The sequence below is a fragment of the Mesorhizobium amorphae CCNWGS0123 genome (assembly GCF_001686985.1).
GTDB lineage: Bacteria > Pseudomonadota > Alphaproteobacteria > Rhizobiales > Rhizobiaceae > Mesorhizobium > Mesorhizobium amorphae.
In genome coordinates this window covers 480,563-504,009 of the sequence record NZ_CP015322.1, presented here as the reverse complement: position 1 = coordinate 504,009, position 23,447 = coordinate 480,563, and the positions used below count along the sequence as shown (strand labels likewise).

At 60.4% G+C, this 23,447-nt stretch carries 16 protein-coding genes; 15 read left to right on the top strand and 1 reads right to left on the bottom strand.

What is annotated here, in order from left to right:
- Positions 1-1,293 precede the first annotated feature (1,293 nt).
- The 10 genes from A6B35_RS32225 to A6B35_RS32175 all read left to right on the top strand — a co-directional run bounded on the left by A6B35_RS32225 (position 1,294) and on the right by A6B35_RS32175 (position 17,364).
- Positions 1,294-7,953: a shikimate kinase gene (locus tag A6B35_RS32225; RefSeq protein WP_065518384.1), complete on the top strand. Its 6,660-nt coding sequence runs from the start codon at positions 1,294-1,296 to the stop codon at positions 7,951-7,953.
- Positions 7,954-8,257: 304 nt separating this feature from the next.
- Positions 8,258-9,271 carry an Effector protein NopP gene (locus A6B35_RS36945; protein ID WP_244425937.1) on the top strand — a complete coding sequence of 338 codons (1,014 nt, stop codon included), beginning with the start codon at positions 8,258-8,260 and terminating at the stop codon, positions 9,269-9,271.
- 1,636 nt (positions 9,272-10,907) lie between these two features.
- Entirely contained in the window at positions 10,908-11,210 is a 303-nt protein-coding gene (locus tag A6B35_RS32210; protein ID WP_081482024.1) for a hypothetical protein, read from the top strand.
- A 71-nt stretch (positions 11,211-11,281) separates the two neighbouring features.
- Positions 11,282-11,491 (top strand): hypothetical protein, encoded by a 210-nt coding sequence (locus tag A6B35_RS32205; RefSeq protein ID WP_006199585.1) that lies wholly within the window; start codon positions 11,282-11,284, stop codon positions 11,489-11,491.
- A 111-nt stretch (positions 11,492-11,602) separates the two neighbouring features.
- Entirely contained in the window at positions 11,603-12,499 is an 897-nt protein-coding gene (locus tag A6B35_RS32200) for a SctD/MshK family protein (protein ID WP_006199584.1), read from the top strand.
- A 50-nt stretch (positions 12,500-12,549) separates the two neighbouring features.
- Positions 12,550-13,083, top strand: coding sequence for a hypothetical protein (locus A6B35_RS32195; RefSeq protein WP_006199583.1), 534 nt, complete (start codon positions 12,550-12,552; stop codon positions 13,081-13,083).
- Between the two features lie 59 nt (positions 13,084-13,142).
- On the top strand, positions 13,143-13,496 hold the full coding sequence (sctY, locus tag A6B35_RS32190; RefSeq protein WP_244897167.1) for a type III secretion apparatus assembly chaperone SctY: 354 nt from the start codon (positions 13,143-13,145) through the stop codon (positions 13,494-13,496).
- A gap of 11 nt (positions 13,497-13,507) precedes the next feature.
- Entirely contained in the window at positions 13,508-15,604 is a 2,097-nt protein-coding gene (sctV, locus tag A6B35_RS32185; protein WP_040581788.1) for a type III secretion system export apparatus subunit SctV, read from the top strand.
- A gap of 35 nt (positions 15,605-15,639) precedes the next feature.
- Positions 15,640-16,188 (top strand): tetratricopeptide repeat protein, encoded by a 549-nt coding sequence (locus A6B35_RS35110; RefSeq protein ID WP_006199580.1) that lies wholly within the window; start codon positions 15,640-15,642, stop codon positions 16,186-16,188.
- A 267-nt stretch (positions 16,189-16,455) separates the two neighbouring features.
- Positions 16,456-17,364, top strand: coding sequence for a MurR/RpiR family transcriptional regulator (locus tag A6B35_RS32175; RefSeq protein WP_006199579.1), 909 nt, complete (start codon positions 16,456-16,458; stop codon positions 17,362-17,364).
- A gap of 92 nt (positions 17,365-17,456) precedes the next feature.
- Here the strand turns inward: A6B35_RS32175 and A6B35_RS32170 are convergent, their stop codons facing one another.
- Positions 17,457-17,903, bottom strand: a complete 447-nt coding sequence (locus A6B35_RS32170; RefSeq protein ID WP_139032164.1) for a hypothetical protein — start codon at positions 17,901-17,903, stop codon at positions 17,457-17,459.
- An 895-nt stretch (positions 17,904-18,798) separates the two neighbouring features.
- Between A6B35_RS32170 and A6B35_RS32165 the strand changes: the two genes are divergently transcribed.
- The 5 genes from A6B35_RS32165 (at position 18,799) to A6B35_RS32150 (ending at position 23,298) form a co-directional block, all read left to right on the top strand.
- Positions 18,799-19,035 (top strand): hypothetical protein, encoded by a 237-nt coding sequence (locus A6B35_RS32165; protein ID WP_040581778.1) that lies wholly within the window; start codon positions 18,799-18,801, stop codon positions 19,033-19,035.
- A 17-nt stretch (positions 19,036-19,052) separates the two neighbouring features.
- The gene (locus A6B35_RS32160) at positions 19,053-20,270 is read left to right on the top strand and encodes a cytochrome P450 (RefSeq protein WP_006199576.1); all 1,218 of its coding nucleotides are present in this window, start codon (positions 19,053-19,055) and stop codon (positions 20,268-20,270) included.
- 46 nt (positions 20,271-20,316) lie between these two features.
- Complete coding sequence (locus A6B35_RS35105) at positions 20,317-20,562, top strand: ferredoxin (RefSeq protein ID WP_006199575.1); 246 nt, start codon at positions 20,317-20,319, stop codon at positions 20,560-20,562.
- 180 nt (positions 20,563-20,742) lie between these two features.
- The gene (locus A6B35_RS32155) at positions 20,743-21,378 is read left to right on the top strand and encodes a nuclear transport factor 2 family protein (protein ID WP_006199573.1); all 636 of its coding nucleotides are present in this window, start codon (positions 20,743-20,745) and stop codon (positions 21,376-21,378) included.
- Positions 21,379-21,696: 318 nt separating this feature from the next.
- The gene (locus A6B35_RS32150; protein ID WP_006199572.1) at positions 21,697-23,298 is read left to right on the top strand and encodes an SDR family oxidoreductase; all 1,602 of its coding nucleotides are present in this window, start codon (positions 21,697-21,699) and stop codon (positions 23,296-23,298) included.
- Positions 23,299-23,447 lie beyond the last annotated feature (149 nt).

Genomic DNA, 23,447 nt, shown 5'->3' with positions numbered 1-23,447 from the left:
CATGCCCCGGGACTTCATCAAGTTTGCGTTAGCCTCAATTGTTGGACGCCGTCTGAGAGCCACGCTACCTCTTCGCCCAGCTTGCTCACCCGACGCTTGACATTGCCATGCCTTAGTCAGTGCTGCAGCAGCTGTTGCGGTAGTTGTCGCGTTGGCCAAAGTCGTGTCGGCTGGGTGCAAGTCAGGTTTATGTCAGCGGCGATGGCTATGTACGACGGTCAAAGCGCGACCATTGCCGAAAGGATGGCCAGCCGCGCTCTGGCGAGATCCATGTGTCGCAGTCGGTGGATGGTAACAATAATCAAATGGAAGGGAATGAGCGGCGGCATGGGTTGCCGGAGGGCGTCTGATTTGCCGCAACGGTGAATCATCCTGGCTCGGAGTGTTGTCATGCCGCGAATGCGGACCCTCCACTTGCCTAAATTCAGCCAGCGGAATCCTTGCCCGCGCACTTTTCGCCTGCATTGGAGATAAATTATGACAGGCATTGGCCGATCTGGGAAATCGCACAGTGGGGATGCTGGAGCCGACGGCACATGGGGGCCGAGCAGTTCGCGCCCAGAACCAGCCATTGCCCCTGGAGCAGGCAATAGATCGTTCAGCTCGATTGTCCAGGGGATATGTCCCGAGCCTCAAGATGAGGGGACGTCCTCCGTTCGCAATCCGCCCCTTACCAGTGAGGCTGTTCGAGACAGGCCTACCAGCTCCTCCGCTGCCGCCCGTCGGGCTCCCGGGGCTCTGCCGCGTGCAATAGGGGGGCGGCGTCGTCGTTTTCCCTCACTGCCGGAGGATGAAGCGCCAGGCCGAGAAGAAAGCTCTTGGCATTACGAAGGCGAATCCTGGCTCGCCGATCAAGAAGCCGGGAGCTGGCAAGCAGACGCTCTCCCACCTCATGGGCAAATCGTGTCCAACCTGGATGCAGGGCCAGGAAAGCGGCGTATCGACGACGTCTCGGCCCAGCATGACCAACACGCAATCTCTGAAACACAACTTAATGTGGCTTTGCATGAGATCTATGCCGCTCGCGACATCGGTCGATTCTCACGTGCGGTGGTGGAGCATGACAGGGTGCTGCAAAGAGCGGGGCACGCGAACCACGCAATGTTTCTGCAAAAGGCGGCCGCCCGGTTCGCACGTGACTTTGTCCCAAACTGGGAGAACGATGTCCGCGCCTGGAAATCATGGGGGTACGCCACGACATGCAACGCAGTGAGCCGGGAGGCTGGGGGGCAGGCAGGTATCGAAGCTTGCAGAGCCATGGCAGCTCGGGTGTCGCAGCTTAGTGATGCGCTAGTGAACGAAGTCGAAGGCAAGGCGCTTTCGCTCTTCGCATCATCATTCGGTCGGCATTCCCGGGCAGCGGAATGCCGCAATGGAATGATCAGGATCGCCAAAGTTTGTCGCGACGAAAGCGGGATACTTGAAGAACTCAACAGTCAAAGTCTCGGACTGCTGGTGAACGGCTTCAGCAAGTGGCCCCAGGAAAGCACGCCCCGCCAGGCGACACTTGCAATCGCCGCCGAGATCTGTCGCCGCGCTCGCCAGCTTTCTGATTTTCCTTCGCAGAACCTGTCTACCTTGGTGAACGGTTTCAGCAAATGGGCGGAGCCGAACGCTCGCCAGGCCTTAACAGCAATCGCCGGTGAGGTCCTTCGTCGCTCCCGTCGCCGCAACGTCTGGCTTTCTGATTTTGGACATCAGGAACTGTCCAACATGGTGAACGGCTTCGCCAAGTGGCCGGAGGACTGCCGCGGCGCTTTAGTTGCAATCGCCAGTGAGGTCAGTCACCGCGCTGGCGTCCCCGATGCCCGGTTCTCTGCATTTACTTCGCAGGGATTGGCGAACCTGGTGAACGGGTTCTGCAAGTGCCCGGAAGAGGAGGTCTTTTGCCAAGCCACAGTAGCAATCGCGGGCGAGGTGCTCCGCCGCAACCGCCGTGCCCGGCTCTCTGAATTCACTCAGCAGGAAATGGCGAACCTGGTGAACGGGTTCAGCAAGTGGCCGCAAGAGGCAGCGTCTCGCGAAGCCGCAGGCGCGATGGCCGGTGAGGTCATCCGTCGTGACCGCCGTGCCGGGCTCGCTGATTTTAGTCACCAGGACTTGGCGAACATGGTGACCAGTTTCAGCAAATGGCCGCAAGAGGAGTGGTCTTGCCACGCCATCGGAGCGATTGCCGGTCAGGTCGGTCGCCGCGTCGCCCCCGGCGAGTTCGGGCTCTCTGATTTTAATCACCAGGACCTGGCGAACATGGTGAACGGGTTCAGCAAATGGCCAGACGAAGCGGTCTATCGCCAAGCCACAATCAAGATCGCCAGAGAACTCTCTCGGCGTGACCGCGAGGAAGGGCTCGCTGATTTTACTCCGCAGGAGCTGGCGAACCTGGTGAACGGGTTCAGCAAATGTCCGGACGATGCGGACTATCATGAAGCCACAGTCGTGATCGCCCGTGAGGTCATTCGCCGCCGCGCCCAACTGCCTGGTTTTGCTTACCAGAATCTGACGAACCTGGTGAATGGTTTCAGCAAGTGGCCACAACAGGCGGACTGTCGCGATGCAACACTCGCGATCGCCCGTGAGGTCACGCGCCGTGACGACCCGTTGTCTCATGTTAGTCGCCAGCACCTGTCGAACCTGGTGAATGCCTTCAGCAAGTGGCCGCAAGAGGCCGACTGTCGCCAAGCCACGGTCGCGATCGCCGGTGAAGTGCTTCGCCGTGCCAGTGGGCCGTCTGATTTTACGCCGCAGGACATGGTGGACATGGTGAACGGTTTCAGCAAATGGCCGGAACGGGCGCAGTGTCGCCAAGCCGCGGTCGCGCTCGGCGTTGGGCTCCTTGGCCGTGCCGACCGCGCCGACCGGTTGTCTGATTTTGCTCCGCAGGGACTGGCGAACCTGGCGAACGGTTTCAGCAAATGGTCTGACGGGACCGACTGTCGCGATGCCACGGTCGCGATCGCCGGTGAGGTGCTTCGCCGCGTCGACAAGCTGTCTGATTTTATTCCCCAGCACCTGGCGAACCTGGTCAACGGCTTCGGCAAATGGCCGGAAGCGGTGGAGTGTCGCCAGGCGACGGTCGCGATCGCCGGCGAAGTACTCGGCCGTGCCGATGAGCTCGCTGATTTTATTCCCCAGCACTTGGCGAACCTGATGAACGGGTTCAGCAGGTGGCCGGAAGAAGCGGCGTGCCACCAGGCGATAATGGACATTGCGCGTAGACTGGGCTCCGCAGGCCTGCGCTTCGCGGCGTTCACCACACCTGCGCTCAGCACGATCGCCAATGATCTGGCGCGGGAATGCAAGAGGGGAGAGGGCAGCGGAGAGATTACAGAGACTGCCCTGCTGAGGGATAGGCTGCACAAGCTGGCCCATCACCTCCACTATGCCACTGATCGGCTGGAGCGGGCCGACGCTCTGGGCATCACGAACATCTTCAGGGCGCTGGCCAAGGCCCGGCTTTTTGACGATTTCGGTTCGCTGGCACGGGCAGGGTTGGATCGGCTTCAGGAATTGCACCGTGCCCCTGGTTTTGCCACTGAGAACAACCTCGAAAGCATGGGTAATCTGTGCGCCGCTCTGCTGCCGCTGGCGCGCAGCCCGCACAAGCAGCTGCGCTGGCACCGCAGGCAGGCGCTCAACCTGCTGAAGGACATCCAGCCGGTCGTGAAGCACAAGATCGAGGCGCATCTGCAGGCAAGCAGTGCCGAGCAGACACGCGGACCGTGCTCCAGCCGTTGTCCCGCCCTGTCGATCTATCAGGTGCTCAAGGCCCGCGCGGTCCTGGAGTCATTGTACCGGCGACCGTATGTCGAGGGCAGGAAGCCCGACTTGCGGATGACCCAGCAACAGCTGCAGCGCGAGACCAGGCAGATCCTGGCCAGCACGCGCGACCTCATCGAAGGCGACCTTTCCAACATGAGCTGGAACGTGATCGCGGAGATCGAGGCCGATAGCCCGGTCGATGCGCTGGACACGTTCATGGCGCACAATGCGGCAACCGTCCAGGCCCAGCATCCAGCGTCCGTCTTCGATGTCCACCAGGTGTTGCAAGCCATGGACCACGAGCCCAGGCCGCCACAGGGCGACGCGGGACTGATGCAGTTGCCGGTGGTGGACATACGGGGGCAGCGCGTGGCCACCGAGCCCGAGACACGATATTCGGCTTTCCATCGCCTGACCTCGGGAACCATCAAGACGGTCGCGGTGCAACTGCCGGGCAAGCCGAGCGCCTTCATGCTGGCGCGGACGGTTACGGTCGAGGGTGTGCCATACCGCATGGACCTGTTTGGCGGCAGCAAGTTGAAAGCGCCGCAACCGACGGTGTCGCAGATCGCAGCCCGCAGCCCGGACGCGGCGCCAGCAAGGGCCTCCGGGGGAAAGCTGCTGGCCATTCCCTATGCCGAAACCGCGCCGGGCACGGCGTTCGAGCAGCTATCGCGCGCCTGGGCCCCTTTCAAGGAGGCCTACTATTACACGCAGCGCCGGGGCTTTGCCGCGCCTCCTGCCCTTCAAGGTCTGGGGCCCCACGACTACGCGCTGGAAGGCGCCTTCAAACTGTCGCTGATGCCGGACCGCCCTGCCAATGAGCAGCATCCCTTCAAGCTGACTGGAAAGGCAGGCCCGATCGCCTTGCGGCCGCATGACGGCTGCGGCTTCATCAAGGCCTCGCTGGCCGCGCGTATGCCAACGGTTCGCCGGGCCGGTCAAACGGGCGATCCCGATCGGGTGGCTGCCTTTGGCGAGGGAAGGAGATCGTCCCTGCCCGCCTTGGCGGCGCAACATTATCCGCGCAGCGAACTGGTGGCGGATGAGGCGCGCGAGAAGGCCAGGGCCTGGCTCGAAAGCCGACAGGGGCAAGGGCGCGGGTTGACGTCCGAAGAGCTGTTTCGCACGGTGACGGCCGGACACATCGACGGTCCGGGCGCGGTCGCCGTACCGTCCGGTGATGGCCACGTCCATGTGCCGACGCTCAAGAGCGAGACGTTGACGGGGACGGGTGGCGTGCTGATCGGGCGGTCCCCCTATGACAAGCCGAACCTGCGCCCGTTTGCCGCCGGGCAGGTCAGGTCGGCGGTTGACGGGGACCCGACGGCAGGGTTCCTGGATCAGTGCGTGGCCATCCAATACAGCTTTAATGTCGCCCAGAAGTCGGGGGAGAAATTGGCCGCCGCCGATCCGACTTTTTTTGCCAAGGGCATTCTGATCGTGGTCCCCGACGAGATGTGGCCGGCCGACTATGCCGAGCGTGGGCTGGTGATGTCGGCCGAGGACGTCAAGAGCCATTCGAGCTGGACCACGAGCAAGGACCGGGTCACGGTGGACACGTCGCTCGACTGCGTCGGCATCCTGCAGGCGACGGAGGTGTTTGCTCCGGGGTCGCTGGTTGCCGTCCCGACCGGTGAACAGAAAAAGCTCGACGGCGACTTCGACGGCGACACGGTCATCATACTCGGCGACCGGCCGCGGCTTTATGAGCATGTGCGCGAGTTCGATCAAAAGGAGCAGGCGCGCGGCCTGCGCTCGCTCAAGCCGCCGAAGTCGCACACTCCGGCCATCGACGGCGAGCGTTACCAGTTCAGCCGCGCCAGCCAGATCCTGGCCGCCACGCAGAACGTCCTGGAAACCTATACCAGCCTGCAGCGAAACTTTCTGGCTCAGCCCCATGAGGCACGACAATGGTTTGCCGAGCGGGCCATCTTTGGCATCTACGAGGGCGTTCACCACGAGCTCAGGCGAGACATCGGTAACCTGTTGAACCAGGACCAGGTGCGTGGCCAGGACATCCAGGACACGCTCGCCAGGGCGCGACATGAGATCGAGGTCGCCAGACATCCGGTCGCCCGCGAAATGGCCGCGTTGCTCGCCGCCGACCTCGAGGCCTGGGCCGCGAGCACGCATGAGCAAGTCCCGCCCGAGACGGTCGAAAGCGTGAACGACGCAAACGACGCAAACCCTGAGCTCAGTGCCGCGCTGTGCGCGCTGTTCGCGGAACTGGCTGAGACCTATGCGGCAACTCCCCAGCCACGAGAGCGCGTCCAGCTTTTGCTCGATCACTATCGTGCGCGCATCGATCCGCGCCCGGATGGCTACAATCCCGACGACCTCGTCGAAAGCGCAAACAACCTCCTGAGCCTCGGCATCAAGGTCGGCACCGACGCCTACAAATCCGACACCGGCGCCCGCCTGTTCATGAAGAAGAGCGAGGAGCTGCAGCGGCTCCTGCATCGAACGCCGGGCTTGAAGGCCGTGCCCTACGTCAAGGGTCTGGCGGCGACCCTCAACCAGGGCAGGCTCGATGTCGATGCGACCCTGGAGGACCTGAAGGACAATCCCACGCTGACGGCTTCAATCATGGAGACCTCGATCAAGCTCGCAACGGAGCAGGGCATCTTGCGCAACCTCTCTGCCCGGCAGCCTGCGGCCGAGGATTGCGCCATGACGATCACGCTGACCCGCGAGGAGGCCTCGGAGCGCGCCAGGATGGAAGCGTCCCGCGCCAAAGAGGCAGAAGAGACAATCACCGCAGCGGCCCTCAGCGTTGCCACAAGCCTCAGGACAGCGGACATCCATGTGAACATGCCTCACCTGGAGCGCCGCTTGAAATCGGCAGCCTCCATGACAGATCAGCTCACCGGCATGAGCGCCCCGACCGGCAGCCATGTACAGCTGGTCAGCAACGCCCTACGCCATGTCTTCGAAGTCCCTGACAAGGATTTTACGCGCGCTTTCAAGGCAGCCATGCTGGCCTTCGATGAGCGGGGCTACTCCGAACTCCAGACAACCAACTGGTTCAGAACGCGGACTCCGAATTTTCTCGGCATCCAGACGGTGCTCACCACCCCGGACGGTTACCGCTTCCAGCTAGAGTTCCACACGCCAGGCAGCTACCGGGCCAAGGTTGACAATCACGATACCTACAAGGCGCTTCTCAGGCTGCGCCAGCAAGCCGGCGCGGATGCTTTGGAGCAAGCCAAGGCCGTGGAACTGGCGCAGCGCGTGCGCGCGGTCTGCAGCCAGGTTGCGATTCCAGACGGCGCCATGGACGTCCCCCACTGGGGAGCCGAAGAGGGGGCAACGGGCAGAACCAGCCGCTCTAGCTTTGGGGTGCGCGCGGCCGAACAGCCAGGACCACCCTTGATCGCCAGGTCACCGGTCGCAAAGGAGATCTTTGCCGCCCTCAATGGACGGCCGGTCGTGCTCGTTGGCATGCCGAGTGCCGGCAAATCCAGCATCGGCCCGGCTCTCGCCAGGCGGCTGCGGCTGCCCTTCGTCGATACCGACAAGATAATCCAGAAGGACACCCGCATATCGATATCGCAGATCTTCGAAGTCCATGGCGAGGCGTTCTTCAGGGACATGGAGGCAGGTGTGATCGCAGATTTGCTCCAGAAAGGCCCTGCCGTGATCGCGACCGGTGGCGGCGCGTTCATGCGTGAGCAGAGCCGTCACCTGATCGGCGAGAAGGCGGTCTCGATCTGGCTCGACACCAGGCTCGACGTGATCGAAAAACGCACCAGGAACGATACCAGCCGCCCGCTGCTGCAAGGCCCCAACCCGGAGCAGAAGATCGCCAGACTGTTGAGCGAGCGCAGGCCGTTTTATGCACAAGCCGATATCACCGTCGTCCCACCCCACCAGCAAGATAGAAAGAACGTCGATCCATGCGTGAGCGCCCTGCACGCCCACCTGTGCCCCGAGGCGGGCGCGGACCGCGGCCCTGCCAGACAGGAAGCCGATCGGATACATGTGCCAGGAGCGCAAACTGTCAACGGTGAGCCCACCTCCACGGCGCGGGAGCCGGACGGGCGCATTCTTCCCACCCCTCACGCTCGAGTTGCCCAGACGGATGAACCGGCCTCTGGCTCGGGCAGCGCATCGCAGGATCGGCTGGCGCTCGGCCCCACCCATTGGCTGACCGACGCCCATATCACTGCGGATTACTGGCTCCTGGACTAGGAATGGCAGGGTAATCGGCCGGTTGTTACCGCGGAGAGCTTGCTTCTGATCGTGGTCATGTCGGGGCCCATCAGAACGCCAGGCCGGGGCGCTGCGGACCCTGACCACTGCGCGTCCGGCCTGGCTTCAGCCTGTGACACCGCCTGTTTGAATAGGCCCAGACAATCACATGTTGCGCAAAAATCTCAACCTGTCGCTCGCGCTCGACGAAGGCCTACACCCGCGAAAGCAATCTGCAACCCCTGTCACGTGAGCGGAGTGCGTTGGCGGGATCGCCATAACCTGACCATCGCGCAGAAGCGTGATGCAGACGCTCAACGCGTATCGTCAGCTTGTGGTCAGCTTGCGGTCAGCAAGGCTGACTATCATTCCGCTGGAGTCACCCCCCACTCAGTGGAAAACTCTGCCGATAGGAACGCGAAGCATGCATAGCCGGATCAGTTGTTCATCCAATACCCAATCCGCGCGTGCAGGCGACGTTGACAACGCGAGATGGTCGGCGACCAGCGCTGCGCAAGCCGGTAGCGGCGGCCACGGCTTTGCCGAAATACTTGCAGTTATGCACTTAGAAGCACGGGAGTCCCGCGCTAGTTCTTCTTCAGCGGCGCCCCTGTCTTCTTCATCAGCGGCAACGCCATCGTATGCCCTCGTTCCCCGACCTCCTGTGGTCGAGATATCTCGCTCTTCATTCGAGAAAAAAGCGAAGGCCTTTTATGGCGATGAAATGGTGCATATCGCGTCGAAGCCACAAGAGTACTCGACTTCCCTTTCCTCCAAAGCCAGGCGAACGGTGGAAATTGCTGACCAATACGGCACCACCAGGTTTGATACAGAGCAGGCACGGTATTTCAGCTATCAATTGGGCAGCCAAAGTGTCGGGCTTCTTAGAACCGAAGGCGGAGATAGCATGGGTAATCTGTTCGAGGGGGAAAAGTGGCGAGAACTTTTTCCTGGGCGAACTGAGGTGACATCCATCGTAGATTTGCGGGTTACGCACCCGCTTGTCGAGAACGCAGGAGACATTCTGCTGGAGCATCAACTTCGACTCGACGGCGACAGACCATTGCTCAATTCTTGCCCCGCAAACCCACAAGCGAAAGAGCGCGCAATGGCGATGGGTTTTGTCGCGGTGGATGACTTTAACATGGTGCTAGACCCCACCCAGCATCCCGATAAGTGGACGAAGAACAGTGACGGTGAATGGCAGCGTGCGGGCAAACCTGCCATGTACCTCTCCAAGGCGGACGATAGTGAAGGCAGCGATACCGAGAGTGTCGTAACCACGGCGGCGGATTCCTGCGACGATGACTTTATGTAGACCGCCGAATGGGATCTTCTAGGAATTACGTCAAATAGACGAGACGTGAAAGTTCGGGGTACGAGCGTTCCGGGCGCTAGCACTGCTTTGGCAGAGTTTTAGCTGATATGGATCTGCGGCAGTGCGGACACCGTGTTGGTGGCGGCTGCGCGAGAGCGCTGAGGATAGCCGGGCGCTCTCACGTTGTCTGCGTATAAACGCGCTGAAGCGGTGTGCTCTGTCAGCTGACCGCACTCGCGGCCTTCCACTCCGCCATTGCGTTCAGACGATGAAGATGGATCCTGAGTCGCTGAGTGTCTTGCGCGAGGTGGAATGAAGAGGTTGCGTATGGCGGGAACTGGGTGCCTCGGCGGCACGCCACGGATGCAATCGAGATATTGCAACTCTCAAAGCGAAACAGGACAAACCCCTCCGACAGGGACCGGAGGGGCAAGTCTTGGGAGGACGCGCGTCAACCTGCGTTCATCAACAGCGCGTCTTCCGAATAATGTCCAAGTGCAACGCCGGTGTGACACTCCGAACAAAAACCGCCAAAGCCGCTGCCGTGCGGTTTGGCGCGAGCGATATGCGTTCCTTCCGCCGATCATAAGGTCGTACGTGTCAGCGAGCTATGGTCGCCGAAGGGATCCTCCCTTATGTTGCTCGTGATGTCCCCCACTCCATTGGGCGCAATCATACCGATTGCAGGTTACTCTGCAGCTCCTATCCTTGCACCAGGAGTAGCAATTTTGTCGATCTGGACCATCGATTTCGGACCGTCTCGCGTGAGGAGGCGAAGACACCGGCGCTTCTATTCGATCCTCGTTAGAGCGGTCACGTGGGCTGGTCAGAACTTAAAGAACGAAACCGAGTCATCCTTCTGACGGAAGCCGGCAGTGGCAAAAGTTACGAGCGCAAACCGCATTGGTAGGCTGCGGTGAAGTGTGGCGAACTTGCCTGTTATGCCGCGGTTCAAGATCTCGGCCGAGGCGGCCTCGAGGGCGCTCTTGACACCGAAGATATTCGAAGGTTCGAAGCCTGGAGGAAGACAACTGGATCGGTTTGCTGGTTTTTCATCGACTCCGTCGACGAGGGAAGGATGAGAGTGTTCCGGCATGCTCGCCACAGCGGCATGGCTGTCAATCTGGCGGAGAAGCTCATAGTGAGACACCCGTCAGCACTGCTGACGATCCGCGACCTCGCGCATTGCCAGTCGCTACCCGCATAAGGGACGCCAGTTTGACCGTGTGTGCTGTGCGTGCGCTGGTCCCTGGCCTCGGCCTTCGCGATCTCAAGACAGCATGTCTGAACGCGGCTTGGGCATCGACGGGTCGCTTGTCCGCGAAACTGGTGATGCGCGGGAATATTCTTCCCCGCCACGAGGTCTTCAACGAATTTGGTACGCGTTATCGCGTTGACTGTTTCGTCGAAGATAGGTGATTTTCGCTCCTTGAAGGTCAAATGAGGCCCATTAGAGGGGTCATTGAAGAAGCCTCATGTGAGGAGGCCCCAGCTTGCGCACAACCACCATTTTGTCGCACCGCCGACTTTTCTGAAACTCGTCAGCTTCTCGAAAGCTGGCGCTCGTAGCATCAAAACGTCAAATGGCTTCGCCGTCTGTTGATGGCCATGCAAACGAAGATCAGAGGAGCGCCCGATGATTGGAATTGGAGGGGTTGGTGGCATTGGTGTTTCCTTGGCCCGAACGGGTCACGGAGGTGCTCATGGACAACGGCAGGACGCGCCCGCCGAGCATTCTAGCCAGAGTAAACCGGGTGACGCGCGCGGTCATGGTGCAAGCGGCCATGAAGATGGTGCGGCCGTTTCCGGGAATGACTGGCAAGGTGCAGCTCAAAAGGAAGCCTTCGATGCGGCTCTCAGGTCGGTGGCAATTCAAATTGTGAACGACTCCATGGGTGATCTCGACGATGCTCTGGATGAAACAGAAGAAGGTGCCTGACGCCGGATGGTCCGACGTCAGGAGACGCAAGCCGTCAATGGCGGCAATCTGAAACAGAAAGGTGAAGCAACATGGTTGGTAAAGTTGGTGCCGTAGCCGGCGCGGCCGCTGCAGTTGGAACGGATATAGCTGCAAAGGGCGCTGGTGAACTCGCTTTCCAGGCGCAAATCGCGCAGCTGACGGCTGTCAGCTTGGAGGCGACGCAGAGGAGCGTGACGATGCGCACTGTCACGACCGAACTCGGGTCAATCAAGAAGGTGGCCGACGAGCGGGTTCAGTGATGTTGGAAGTGGGCGCCCCGCATATGCCGTCCTGGCGGCGGTGCGCTGTATGAAGTCAAATGAGCCGCATGGCAGCTGCCGTGCGGCTCTCTCCTGTTCAGGAGATTATCGGTGAATGATGCCGCTTCCCTTCATTTCGAAGTGCTATCCGGACTTTATTCCGGACTTACCGGCAATTCCGCTTCTGGAGCGAACCTGATCGGCAGTGGCCTCGATGCCGATATGGTCTTCGTCGAGCAACGACTCGAGCCGCATCATTTTCGCATCAGTTTTCTTCGCAATTCTATCGAGGCTGAGGTCGAGGCCGTTGCGGCCGGAATCAGCATCGAGGGGCGCGACGATATTGCCGCAGGCGAGCGCGTTGTCGTTCCTCTTCCTGTGGTCATTCATGCGGGCACGATGTCCATTCTCTGGTCGGCACCGGATGCAGCACAAGCCGGTTCGATTGGCATACCGCGTCTTTCAATTCCGCTGCTCGCCATCGTGTTAGTCGGCTTGCTCGGGATCGGCATTCTCTCAACCATTTTCTTCTACTACGGCAGCACCGATGCATTGAGCACCAATTCACCCGGCACCGAACCTGCACCCGAGCCAACCATCAACCACCCTGTTGGTCAAGCCGCCCAGGCGGCGGCACAGGCGCTGCAACAGGAAGTTGAAAGAGCGGGCCTGCTCAATATAAAGATCGCCTCCGCAAACGGTGTTGTGACCGCCAACGGAACAGTTATGCCTGCCTTGGTCGCCAGATGGCAGAAGGTCCAGCAGTGGTTCGATCATCGTACGAATGGTGCGCTGACACTGGTGAGCGGAGTGGCTATCAAAGAGGAGAAGGCGCCATCTTCAATCGCCGTTGAAGCTGTTTGGCGTGGAGTCCTGCCGTACGTCCTGATCGGTGGCCAAAAGTATTTCGTCGGTGCCCTCCTAGATGATGGATGGATTATCGATCGAATCGAGGAGAGTCGTGTGCTGCTGAGCCGAAATGGCCAGTTTGCTGCTCTCCCCTATTAAAGTCTCCAATTCGGAGACCTTATTTTCGCAGGCCTATTAAGGAAGATGTCATGGTCAAGCTGCCTAGCCACCCTGTCGGGCCCGGCACCTCTCCACAAAGGTTCAACATCGATGGCCGTGAATCAACAATAGAGCCTGCCATCCGTCAAGCGATTGACAAGCAGATCAATGGTGCTCATTCAAATGGCGACAAGAAGCACGCGTCGATTGGGCGGGAAACGCACACGCTGGATCTTCCGCTGGCGATCAGCGGTGTGCCGGAGGTTGGTGGTATCGACGCAATCACGCGCGTCAGTCCCAACGAATTGCGCGCCCGGATCAACGTGGTCAACCCACGCGCGGAACTGGTCCCCCTTGATGGCCACAATCTCGCACAAGAGCAACTCTCCTTCGTCACGCCACGGCTGCGTTACCCGGACGTGCTGCGCGCGGAGAAGCATTGTGTTCTTCTGCAAGGCTTGGTTGACACGCTGGCGGCCGCTCCTGAGGATTTGGTGTCGCGTGACGGCGTTGCCGTCCTGAAAGACGAGTTGCAGCGGCTGATCCTGCTCCGGCAGAACCGGAACAGCTTGATCGAGGGCTAGCGATGTCAGTCGAACGAAGCACACTCCCGCCAATAGACGTTTCCAAAACCGGTGATGTCTTGATCTCCGAGCAGGCGCGCGATTTACTCTGTGCACTTTCCTATGTTCACCTTGCATGTGGGCAGAGCGCACATAGCTTGGCTCTGTTGCGGCTTGCCGCTCACGCCAATTCTCAAGAGGTCGATCTGCTGCGCATTCTCGCGTACGCCCTCATCTCGGAGGGTCTTGGCGATGAAGCACTAACGATCCTGGATAGACTGGACATACTTGATGAGCAGCCGTCTTCGCGCCTCCCTTTGACTCTCATGCGTAGCCATGCCCTGCGGCGGGCCGGCCGGATGGAAGAGGCGCGCGCGGTTTTCCAAAGCTACGTCTCACTGCGTGCCAGCACAGTTCTTGTCGAACAGTCATAAGAATGGTCCCCATAACCAACGTCCTGCGTAACTTCATCTCGCGAGCGCCGGCCAACCCGGACTTGATGGTCGCGTTGATACTGCTTCTGGCAATCGGAATGATGATCATTCCGATCCCGATTGTCGCGATCGACACGCTGATCGGATTCAATCTGGGATTCGCCATACTGCTGCTGATGGTTGCGCTGTACGTGGCCACGCCAATTGATTTTTCCTCCTTGCCGGGCGTCATTTTGATTTCCACGGTATTCCGTCTGGCGCTCACCATCGCAACGACGCGATTAATTCTGGCTGAGGGGGAGGCCGGCAGCATCATCTACACGTTCGGCGATTTCGTCATATCTGGCAATATCGCCGTAGGCGTTGTCATATTCCTGGTCGTGACCATGGTGCAGTTCATGGTCCTCGCCAAGGGCGCCGAACGCGTGGCAGAAGTGGCGGCGCGCTTCACGCTCGACGCTCTGCCGGGCAAGCAAATGGCGATCGATGCGGAGCTACGGAACGGCCATATCGATCAGAACGAATCTCGCCGGCGGCGCGCCGCATTGGAGAGAGAAAGCCAACTTTATGGCGCCATGGACGGGGCCATGAAATTCGTGAAGGGCGATGCCATCGCCGGGCTGGTGGTCATCTGCATCAACATGCTGGGTGGTATCTCCATCGGCCTTCTCTCGAAGGGCATGTCCTTTAGCGATGTACTGCATCAATATACTCTACTGACGATCGGTGATGCGTTGATCTCGCAGATTCCGGCGCTGCTGCTCTCAATTACAGCGGCGACCATGGTCACTCGTGTCAGTGGGGGGGCGGGGCTCAATCTTGGTGCCGACATAGTCAACCAGCTGACCGCCAGTAAGCGAGCGTTGCGGCTGGCGGCCTGCGTCCTGGTTGTGATGGGTTTTGTTCCTGGCTTTCCGCTGCTCGTCTTTCTCGTCCTGGCCGCGGTCTTCGCAGCGGCAAGCTTTGTCAGCGGTGATGTCCAAGGCGCCGACAAGGTCATTTCCACAACGACAGGTCCAGCGCAGCCTGACACCGAAGCCGCACCTGCGGAGGCACGTCCGATCGCGTTATTCCTTGCGCCTAGCCTGACACAGGCTCTCGACAAGGACGAATTGCAACAGCACATCGCACGCGTTTCGGGACTGGTCTCTGCTGATCTCGGCATAATCGTCCCCCCCATCCGTTTCACGGCCGACCAGCAGTTGCCCGAGTCGGAATTCCGGATAGATGTTGAGGGCGTGCCGGTTGAACAGGGTTTGATTGATCCGACGCAGCTCGCGCTTACCGACGATCTGGCGAACATTGAATTGAGTGACATCCCGTTTCGGCATGACCCAGAGACGGACAGGATTTGGATCGAACAAAGCCATGCACCGGCTCTCAATGCCGCCGGTATCGGGCATCACCGTCCCAGTGAACTCCTCGCCTTGCGCGTCCATGCGACGTTAATGCGCTATGCACAACGCTTGGTGGGTATCCAGGAGACGCGCGAATTGCTTGGTCGAATGGAGAAGGAATATTCCGAGCTGGTGAAGGAGGTGCTGCGCACGACGCCGATCCCCCGGATTGCCGATGTGCTGCGCCGCCTGCTGGATGAGGGCATCCCGATCCGCAACACCCGGCTGGTCCTGGAGGCTTTGTCCGAATGGAGCGAACGTGAGCAAAACGTTGCGCTTCTCACGGAATATGTTCGCTCCGGTCTGAAGCGGCAGATCTGCCACCGCTATGCGAATGCCCAGCGTATCGTGCCTGCCTTCATCATCGAACGTGAAACTGAGGATGTGGTGCGCGGTGCTATACGCGATTCGGCCGTCGGGCCGTACCTGGTACTCGAGGATTGGCAAAGCGAGATGCTGGTGTCGCAAATGCGTCAGATCCAGTCGAGCATAGCGCCAGGGCAGACCAGCGCCGTCATATTGGCTTCAATGGATGTCCGACGCTTCGTCCGTGGCTTTCTCACCCGCAACGGCATCGATCTCGCTGTGTTGTCTTATCAGGACCTCGCCTCCGACTTTACGATTCAGCCCATTGGATCCGTCAAGCTCATGGCTGAACCGAATAAAGTAATGTCAGACGAACGTCGTAACCCGCGCGCTTCGGCCAGTTGACAAGAACAAAGGACGCGATCACAGGTGAGAACAGCATGAAGTCATACCAAAATTTGCACGCAATACGGCCGCGGTCATTTCGTCTGGCCTCGATTGTCTTCGCTATACTCACCATAGTGCCTCTCAGCGCTTGCTCAAGCTGGAATAAGTCAGGTCTGTCAGTGAAGGAGGCGGCGCCGCCGGATTTGCTCGGCGCCAAGGATATCGATCCGGCTATGCGCGAGCGCATTGCACGCGCTGTTGGTCCAGATACTGACGAGCGAGCTTTGCAGGATGAGCTGAAGCAGCAACCGGGCAATGTCGATGCGGCGATCCGTCTTACGAAGGCCCTGGTGGCGCAGAAACGCGAGAGTGAGGCGCTTCAGATACTCGACAACGTCCTGCTTGCGGCACCAAATAATTTGCGCGCATTGAACGCGAAGGGAGTTGTCTTCGATCTTGAGGGCCGGCACGACGCGGCACAAGCACTATACCGGCAAGCCCTCAAAACAGAACCAGGAAATCAGATGTTGCGTAACAATCTCAACCTGTCGCTCGCACTTGACGGGACGGTCGAACCGAGTGCGTCAGCCCGAACGCTATAGCTTGGCATTGGCTCGGAACCGTACCGCACACGACTAACAACTTCGCAGCAGCTTGTCATCAGCCCCTGTCGCCCCGCAGTGCCTCACGACACCGAACTCAGTGCGAACAAGCTTCGTCGAAAGGAATGCAAATTGCTCTCCCAAATGGGTTGGGTAGCTCGGCATCAGGGTGGTGCGTTCAGGATGAAAGTTCATTTGAGACTAACATCGAGTGTTCCTTCCACGACATCGAAGGATCTTTCGGCCGGGCGAACGCGGTGGAGCGGTATGGAAAAGGGCCCTTTGGCCGGCGTTTTGGTCGACCGGTTCGAAAGGATGCCGCGGCAGCTCCAGCTGGCTGCCCGATTTGTGTTGGATCATCCGCAGGACGTTGCGTTGATGTCGATGCGCGAGCAGGCGCATTTGGCGGGTGTGTCCCACACGACCATGATGAGGCTGGCGCGATGGGTCGGCCTGGACGGCTACGAGGACATGCGCAGCCTTTATGCAAAGGCGATCCGCACGTCTGCCGAACCGGCGCTGCCGGGGCGTCGGGAAGAAGGCGATGGCGGTTGCTCGACGGTCGGAGAGGTCGCGGACACGCTGACAGCGCAAATCGCAAGGCTCGGGGAAGGCGGGAACGCGATGCAGCTGATGGCTGCTGCGAGTGTCCTTGCCGCGAGCCGAAACCTGTTCAGCCTTGGGCTGCGCGCAGAGCATCCGGTGGCGCTGCATTTTGCCTACACGCTGTCACAGCTCGGCCGGCAGGCGGTCGTTCTCGATGCGGCCGGGGGTCTCGGTATTGATGCCTTGCGAGGGGCTGGCAAAGGCGACGCAGTGCTGGCGGTAGGGATTGAGCCCTACTGTCGTGCAACCATCGAAACGGTGAGGCATGCAGCGCGCCAAGGCATAGCTGTCGTTGCCATCACCGACAGCAGGGTATCCCCGCTCGCCAGTACGGCCAAGGAAAGCGTTATTGTAACCAGCAGCTCTCAATCCTTCTTCAAAAGTATCGCACCGGCTGTGGCCGCAAGCGAGATCCTGGCAGCGTTGATCGCTGTCAAATCCGGGATGAATGTCGATGAGGTCGTGAAAGACACTGAGCGCCAGCTTGCGGAGCTCGATGTATTTTGGAAACCGACCCGACAGCGGGCAGGGGCGGGGGAATCGCCAGCCAAACGGTTGGAATCAGGATGAGCGCGTTTCCGCAGGCCCTATCCAGGAGGTTCGCAATTCGATGGCGTAGATCATTATTCGCTTTGCGTGGAGCCTGCCACAAGGACGGTTCCCTACTCCCTTTCGGCAATTGGGCGAACTTGCATGGAGATGACACGGCGCTCAGGCATGGATGTGATCAACGCACCGACAATGGTGGCCAATGCCGCAAGCATTCCTGTACCTGTGAGCCATTCGCCGAAGAAAACGGCTGCGAAGAGGGCGGAAAAGAACAGCTCGCTCGATTCGATGACTTGCGTCTGTAAGCCTCGATATGCTGAACAGCGCGAATTGTGCAGTAGAATCCGCAGATCGAGGGGAGAATCCCGAGCGCTAGCAAAGTTGCAAAGGTGTTCGCTGACGGCATTGGCGCGCCGCTCCAGGCATAGGGAACAGCGAGCATCAAGCCGCTTGGTAGTAAAAAGTACCAAAGCCGGGACAGGCCACTGAAAAGACCTCGCTTTCGGAGCGCCAAGATCCCGGCCGACCCCCATGGCGTCTCCAGGCACAAGCGTGGCCATACAGAGACTCATATGACAGCACTGACCTAAAACGCAACGCTTCGGCGAGGCCGTCGGCCGTTTCGCTGTCCGCAACGTTACCTGAACCCGAGCGTGGCCTTCCGTTGACCGCCACGGTGTCGCGCCGTTGTTGCCTGTGCCGGGACTGGAAAACACTGCTCCCCATCGAGGGGGAGCGCATTGAGCCATGGAGGCACCCGGCCTTTGGGTTGTCGTCTGGACTTCGCACCGCTCAATCCGGACGGCGACTGAGCCGCACATTTTCAAACGTCCGGACGGGATCGGGGCACGCATGACCGCGCAGACAAGATAGATCAACTCACTCACGAGGCTTGGTGGCGGTTGCTACCCAATCACTCGCGGGGCGCTGTCCCGCCTGGGGGGATAGAAACGCTGTGCTAGAGTGGCGGTAGAGGGGAGCGGCCATCGGCATTTTGGTGGTGTCTAACCGCGTCACCTAACATGGTCCATAGGCTGCTGCGCACTTGAGAGTGGAGACGCCGTTTTTCGGCGATCCCGTTTAGGAATTTGATCGTTTGGCACAGCCTAGCCCCTCCATTCGTCAACCGAATAGGAGAGCCTTCCATATCTCGATCAAGGAAGTCTCGCAGCAAGCATGATATTTCAGCTACACACCCACCGCTCATCTGGTCGGCTCGCGGGGTTTGCATGGTTGAGGTTCCTTTCATTGCTCCTCCGTGCGGTGTCTACCCGCAACCCATGCCGTGTCTGAAACTGGACGAGAATGTCGAAAGCCAGACCCCAAAAGGGTGGCACGGCGCCGGCCGCTCGTACGCAGAAGTCGTGCAGCGCCGTCAGTGCGCCAATCCGGCACGCAACTTGCTTCGATGTTTTTGTCACACGGCACGTCAGAAGTGCCTCACGGAGTTCAGCGGTGATAGACCAGCCTCTCAAAATTAGCGCGTATAAAACGGCGCGGTCCCTCAAGGACCTGAAGACGACGTGGTTGCCCTTGCCGCTTGAATTCGCGACCGGTCTCATCCGCGCCGGTGCGCAGATCGGCTGCACCGCGCAACAGAACCTCATCGCGCCTGAGCGGAAATTTTACCACACATTGGCAATCGACTTCATGACCGGCCGTGCAGTCTCAATCGAGCGCAAGCACGCCTGACGTTCAGGAGAAACCGAATGGCGACGAACCCGGTTCCAGATCATGTCCCGCCCGAAATGGTGAGGGACTTCAGCCTGTTTACGTCACCAGGCATGTCACCGACGCCCAACGGGGATCCGCATGCAGCTGTCGCTTGCGCCCATGACGGGCCGCCGATCTTTTATTCCCCCTACAACACGCAAGATGGCCGGGGCACCTGGGTCATCACCCGCGCCGCAGACCAGCGCAAGGTGCTGCAGGACACTGAAACCTTTTCCAGCCATCGCAGCATCTTCTCCTCCGTGCTAGGCGAAACCTGGCCGACGATCCCGCTTGAACTGGATCCGCCGGCCCATGGCGTCTTTCGCTCACTGCTCAGTCCGCTGCTTTCGCCAAAGCGGGTGAGGGTGTTGGAGCCGGCTGTCCGCGAGCGAGCGGTCACGCTGATCGATAGTATCGCCGCATCGGGCACAAGTTGCGATGTCATGAAGGAGTTTGCCTTTCCTTTCACGGTCAGCATCTTCCTTCGCTTTTTGGGGTTGCCGGATCACCGGCTCGACACATTTGTTGGATGGGCGAAAGACCTGCTCCACGGCGACGATGTGAAACGACCTGTGGCTGCCCGGACGATTGTGACTTTCATCGATGAACTTGCAACCAATCGCCGCAAGGAGCCGGTAGACGATCTCATGACCTTCATCGTGCAGGCACAGGTCGAGGGCCGCCGGCTGACCGACGAGGAGATCCGTGGCATCGGCGTGCTTGTGTTCGTCGCGGGACTTGACACGGTCGCAGCAGCGATAGGCTTTGACCTGGCTTATCTCGCACGCAACCTCAAGGATCAGGAACTGCTGCGCAGCGAACCGGACCGGATCGCGCTCGCAGCCGAAGAGTTGCTGCGCGCCTATCCGCCCATTCAGTTGATCCGCGTTGCAACAAAAGATATCGACTTCGAAGGCGCGCCGATCCGTAAGGGGGACTATGTTTCCTGCGCCACGATGATTGCCAATCGTGACCCGGCGGAATTTGGTTGCCCAAACACGATCGATCTGGCGCGAGAGGACAACCGCCACGCCGCCTTTGGCTATGGTCCCCACCGTTGCCTTGGCTCACACCTGGCCCGGCGGGAGATTATCATCGGCCTGGAGGAGTGGCTGGCGCGCATACCGGCCTTCCGGATCAAGAAGGGTACGGCACCCATCACCTGCGGCGGCCATGTGTTCGGGATCGAAAATCTGATCCTGGACTGGTCCTGACCAAGCCCCGCCCCGAGCCGGGGGCACAGACAATGGAGGCAGCGGCATGCGTATCATCGTCCAAAATTCCAAATGCCAGGGTCACGCGCGATGCGCGGCGCAAGCGCCGGATATCTTCAAGCTTGATGAAGAGGGTTACATCCTGCCCGGTGACATTGAAGTTGCGGAAGGCCAGGAACTGCTTGCATCGCGAGGCGCGCGATCCTGCCCCGAACGTGCGCTGGAACTCGGCCGTGCCCTGGCTGCTCGGGTTGAATCGGACGTCATTCAACCGAGAGCCTGCCGCGCTTGAAGGGGGACCATGTGGCCGCACACGGAAGAAAGGGTGGCATGCGGCCTCTGTCCCATCACTGTCCTCATCCAACTGTGCAGGCGGCAGCTCCGGCATCGAGAGGTGAGCCCCACGATGCGCAAACAGCCGGGCGGGGTTCGCGAAACACCTTTTCCAATCACAGAATGAGCGACAGAGCCGATGGGCCAGACGAAAATTACCGAACTACTCGACCGTGAGGCGATCCGCGACTGCCTCTATCGGTATTGCCGCGGGATAGACCGCGCGGATGAGGCGGCGCTGCGGAGCGCGTACTGGCCCGATGCACATGACAATCACGGGGCCTATTGCGGCTCCGCAGAGGGCTTCATCCAGTTTGCGCTCGGTGTCTTCAAGACCGGGCCGCGCAACATCCATCAGATCACGAACATCCTGATCGAATTTATTGGCTCGGCAGAGGCGGCAGTCGAGAGCTATTTTACCGGGCTGCAACGCGCACCGGACGAAAGCGGAGAAGTGCGCCAGACGCTCCTTTGCGGCCGTTACTGCGATCTGTTTCAGAAGAGGGAAGGGGAGTGGCGCATTGCCGAACGGACAGTGGTCTACGATTGGCTTGAGGAGCAGATCCCACCAGCGGTCCTTGAGGCAGAACGGTTCGGCCCTCGACAGCCGATTGGAGCACCACATCCGGATGATCCGGTCTACAGGCTCGGGAAGCGTCGCATTCCTTCTCGCCATGATGCCTTCAAAGGTTCGAACGCCGCATCGGCGGGGGGAACAACAGACTATGACCATTTTGCAAGGCCACACCGATCCCTGTGCAAGCCTGCCCGATGACGATACGTCCGACAGCATGCCTTTCTGCCCCCCGACGGCGTGATCGTGATAGCGATCTGTCCACACCATGAGCCAGCCGCCGACGCTCGTGTCATCGATGTGCGGGACCTCGGCAGCGTCGCCCATCGAGGCCAGCCCTGTCCTCGTCCCTCACCAGGTTCGGCTGCCAAATCGGGAGTGGACCGCTGCCGGAACGCACGTCGTCTATCCGGGCCTGCAACTGGCCGTCACCAGGACGTGCTGCTTACCCGCGACGCATCATTTGCCGCCCAACGTTGATGGGCTGAGATCGCTGGGGTTCGTCGCGGAGAAATTCTCATGAAACAGGCAGGACGCATTGTCGTCATTACGGGCGCCGCGGGCGGGATCGGCCGTGCCCTGGTCGATATTCATGCCAGGGATGGAGACACTGTTGTTGCGGTGGACCTTCCTGGCAGCGGCGTCGTTGAACTGGCCCGTCGTCTCGGCCACCCGCATCTCGGCATCGAATGCGATGTCTCGCGGGAGGAGGATATCCTCGCGCTTTACGGCCGGATCGAAGCACAGTTCGCGCGGATCGGCGTCCTTATCAACAACGCAGGGATGGGACCCACCATGGCTGCGACGGCCGACACTGGTGTCGACGCCTTCCGGCTCGGCCTGGCAGTAAACTTGATTGGACCGTTCGTCATGGCCCGCGAAGCGGCGAGGCGCATGAGGCCGGGCGGCGCCATCGTCAACGTCGCTTCGATGTCGGGCTTGGTCGCCAATCCCAAGCGCAACGCTTACGCAGCCTCGAAAGCGGGGCTGATCTCGTTGACCAAGTCGCTTGCATGCGAGTGGGCTTCTCGCGACATTCGCGTGACGGCGGTAGCGCCGGGCTACGTGCGCACGCCGATGTTGGCAAAACTGGAACGCGTGGGCAAGATGGACCTGGCGGCAGTGCGGCGCCGGGTGCCGATGGGGCGCTTGGCGCGCCCGGACGAGATCGCCCTCGCGGTGCGTTTTCTAACCAGCCCGCAGGCGCGCTACATCACCGGATCCGTGCTGGCGGTCGACGGCGGCTGGGTGCAATTCAACCAGCCGGGGGACGCGCACCCGCCGGTGGATGGGACGCCCCTGGCCGAACTCTGCCGTCCGGCCGAACGCACCGACGCGCGGATCGTGCTGGTCACGGGTGGCGCCAACGGCATAGGGGCGGCCGTCGTTCGCCGCTTTGCCGCGAACGGCGATACCGTTGTGATTGCTAATAAAGATGGCGCCGCAGCGGCAGAGCTCGCTGCAGCGCTCGACGGCGAGAACCCGGCCAAATCCGTGGACGTGACCGTGGAGAGCGAGGTGGTGGCGCTGTTCGAGGAGGTGCGAGGACGCTTCGGGCGCATCGATGTCCTCGTCAACGGTGCTGCGGTCACCGACACCTCGTTGTCGGGAACCCAACAGATACCGCAACAGATCGAACACGTCCTTGACGTCAATCTAATCGGCGCCTTCACCTGTATGCGCGAGGCAATCAAGGCGATGTGCCCTGGCGGCGTGATCCTCAACCTTGGATCGATCAACAGCTTTCTGCCAGTGGCGTCGCACCATGCCTACGGCGCCTCGAAGGCGGGGTTGGACATTCTGACCCGATGCATGGCGGCCGAACTCGGGCCGGTCGGCATTCGGACTGCAACCGTCGCGCCTGGCTACATCCGCACGGCCGGGGTTGCTCAGTTGGCGAAGGTCGGCCGCATCGACGCGAGAGCGATCAGACGACGCATCCCGATGGGCAGGATGGGAAAGCCGCAAGACGTCGCTGACGCGGCGTTCTTCCTGGCTTCGTCTGACGCCTCATACGTCAACGGCTCCATCCTCTACGTGGACGGCGGCTGGACCTCGTTCGGCGATGCGGGAAACGCCAGCGAACTCGATAGCGAGTATTTAGCGGAGGCCGCGCGTTGATTGTCGACTTTTCGCCAAGCCAGGGCTGCGGCTCATCAAAGCCGAGGACGTCCAGGCTAAAGGCCCCGGCTGCGTACCGCGCCGCACTGCCTGCGATCGAAGATGTCATCTTCGGCGATGACGAAAAGGTCCTCACCGGTCGAAGCAGT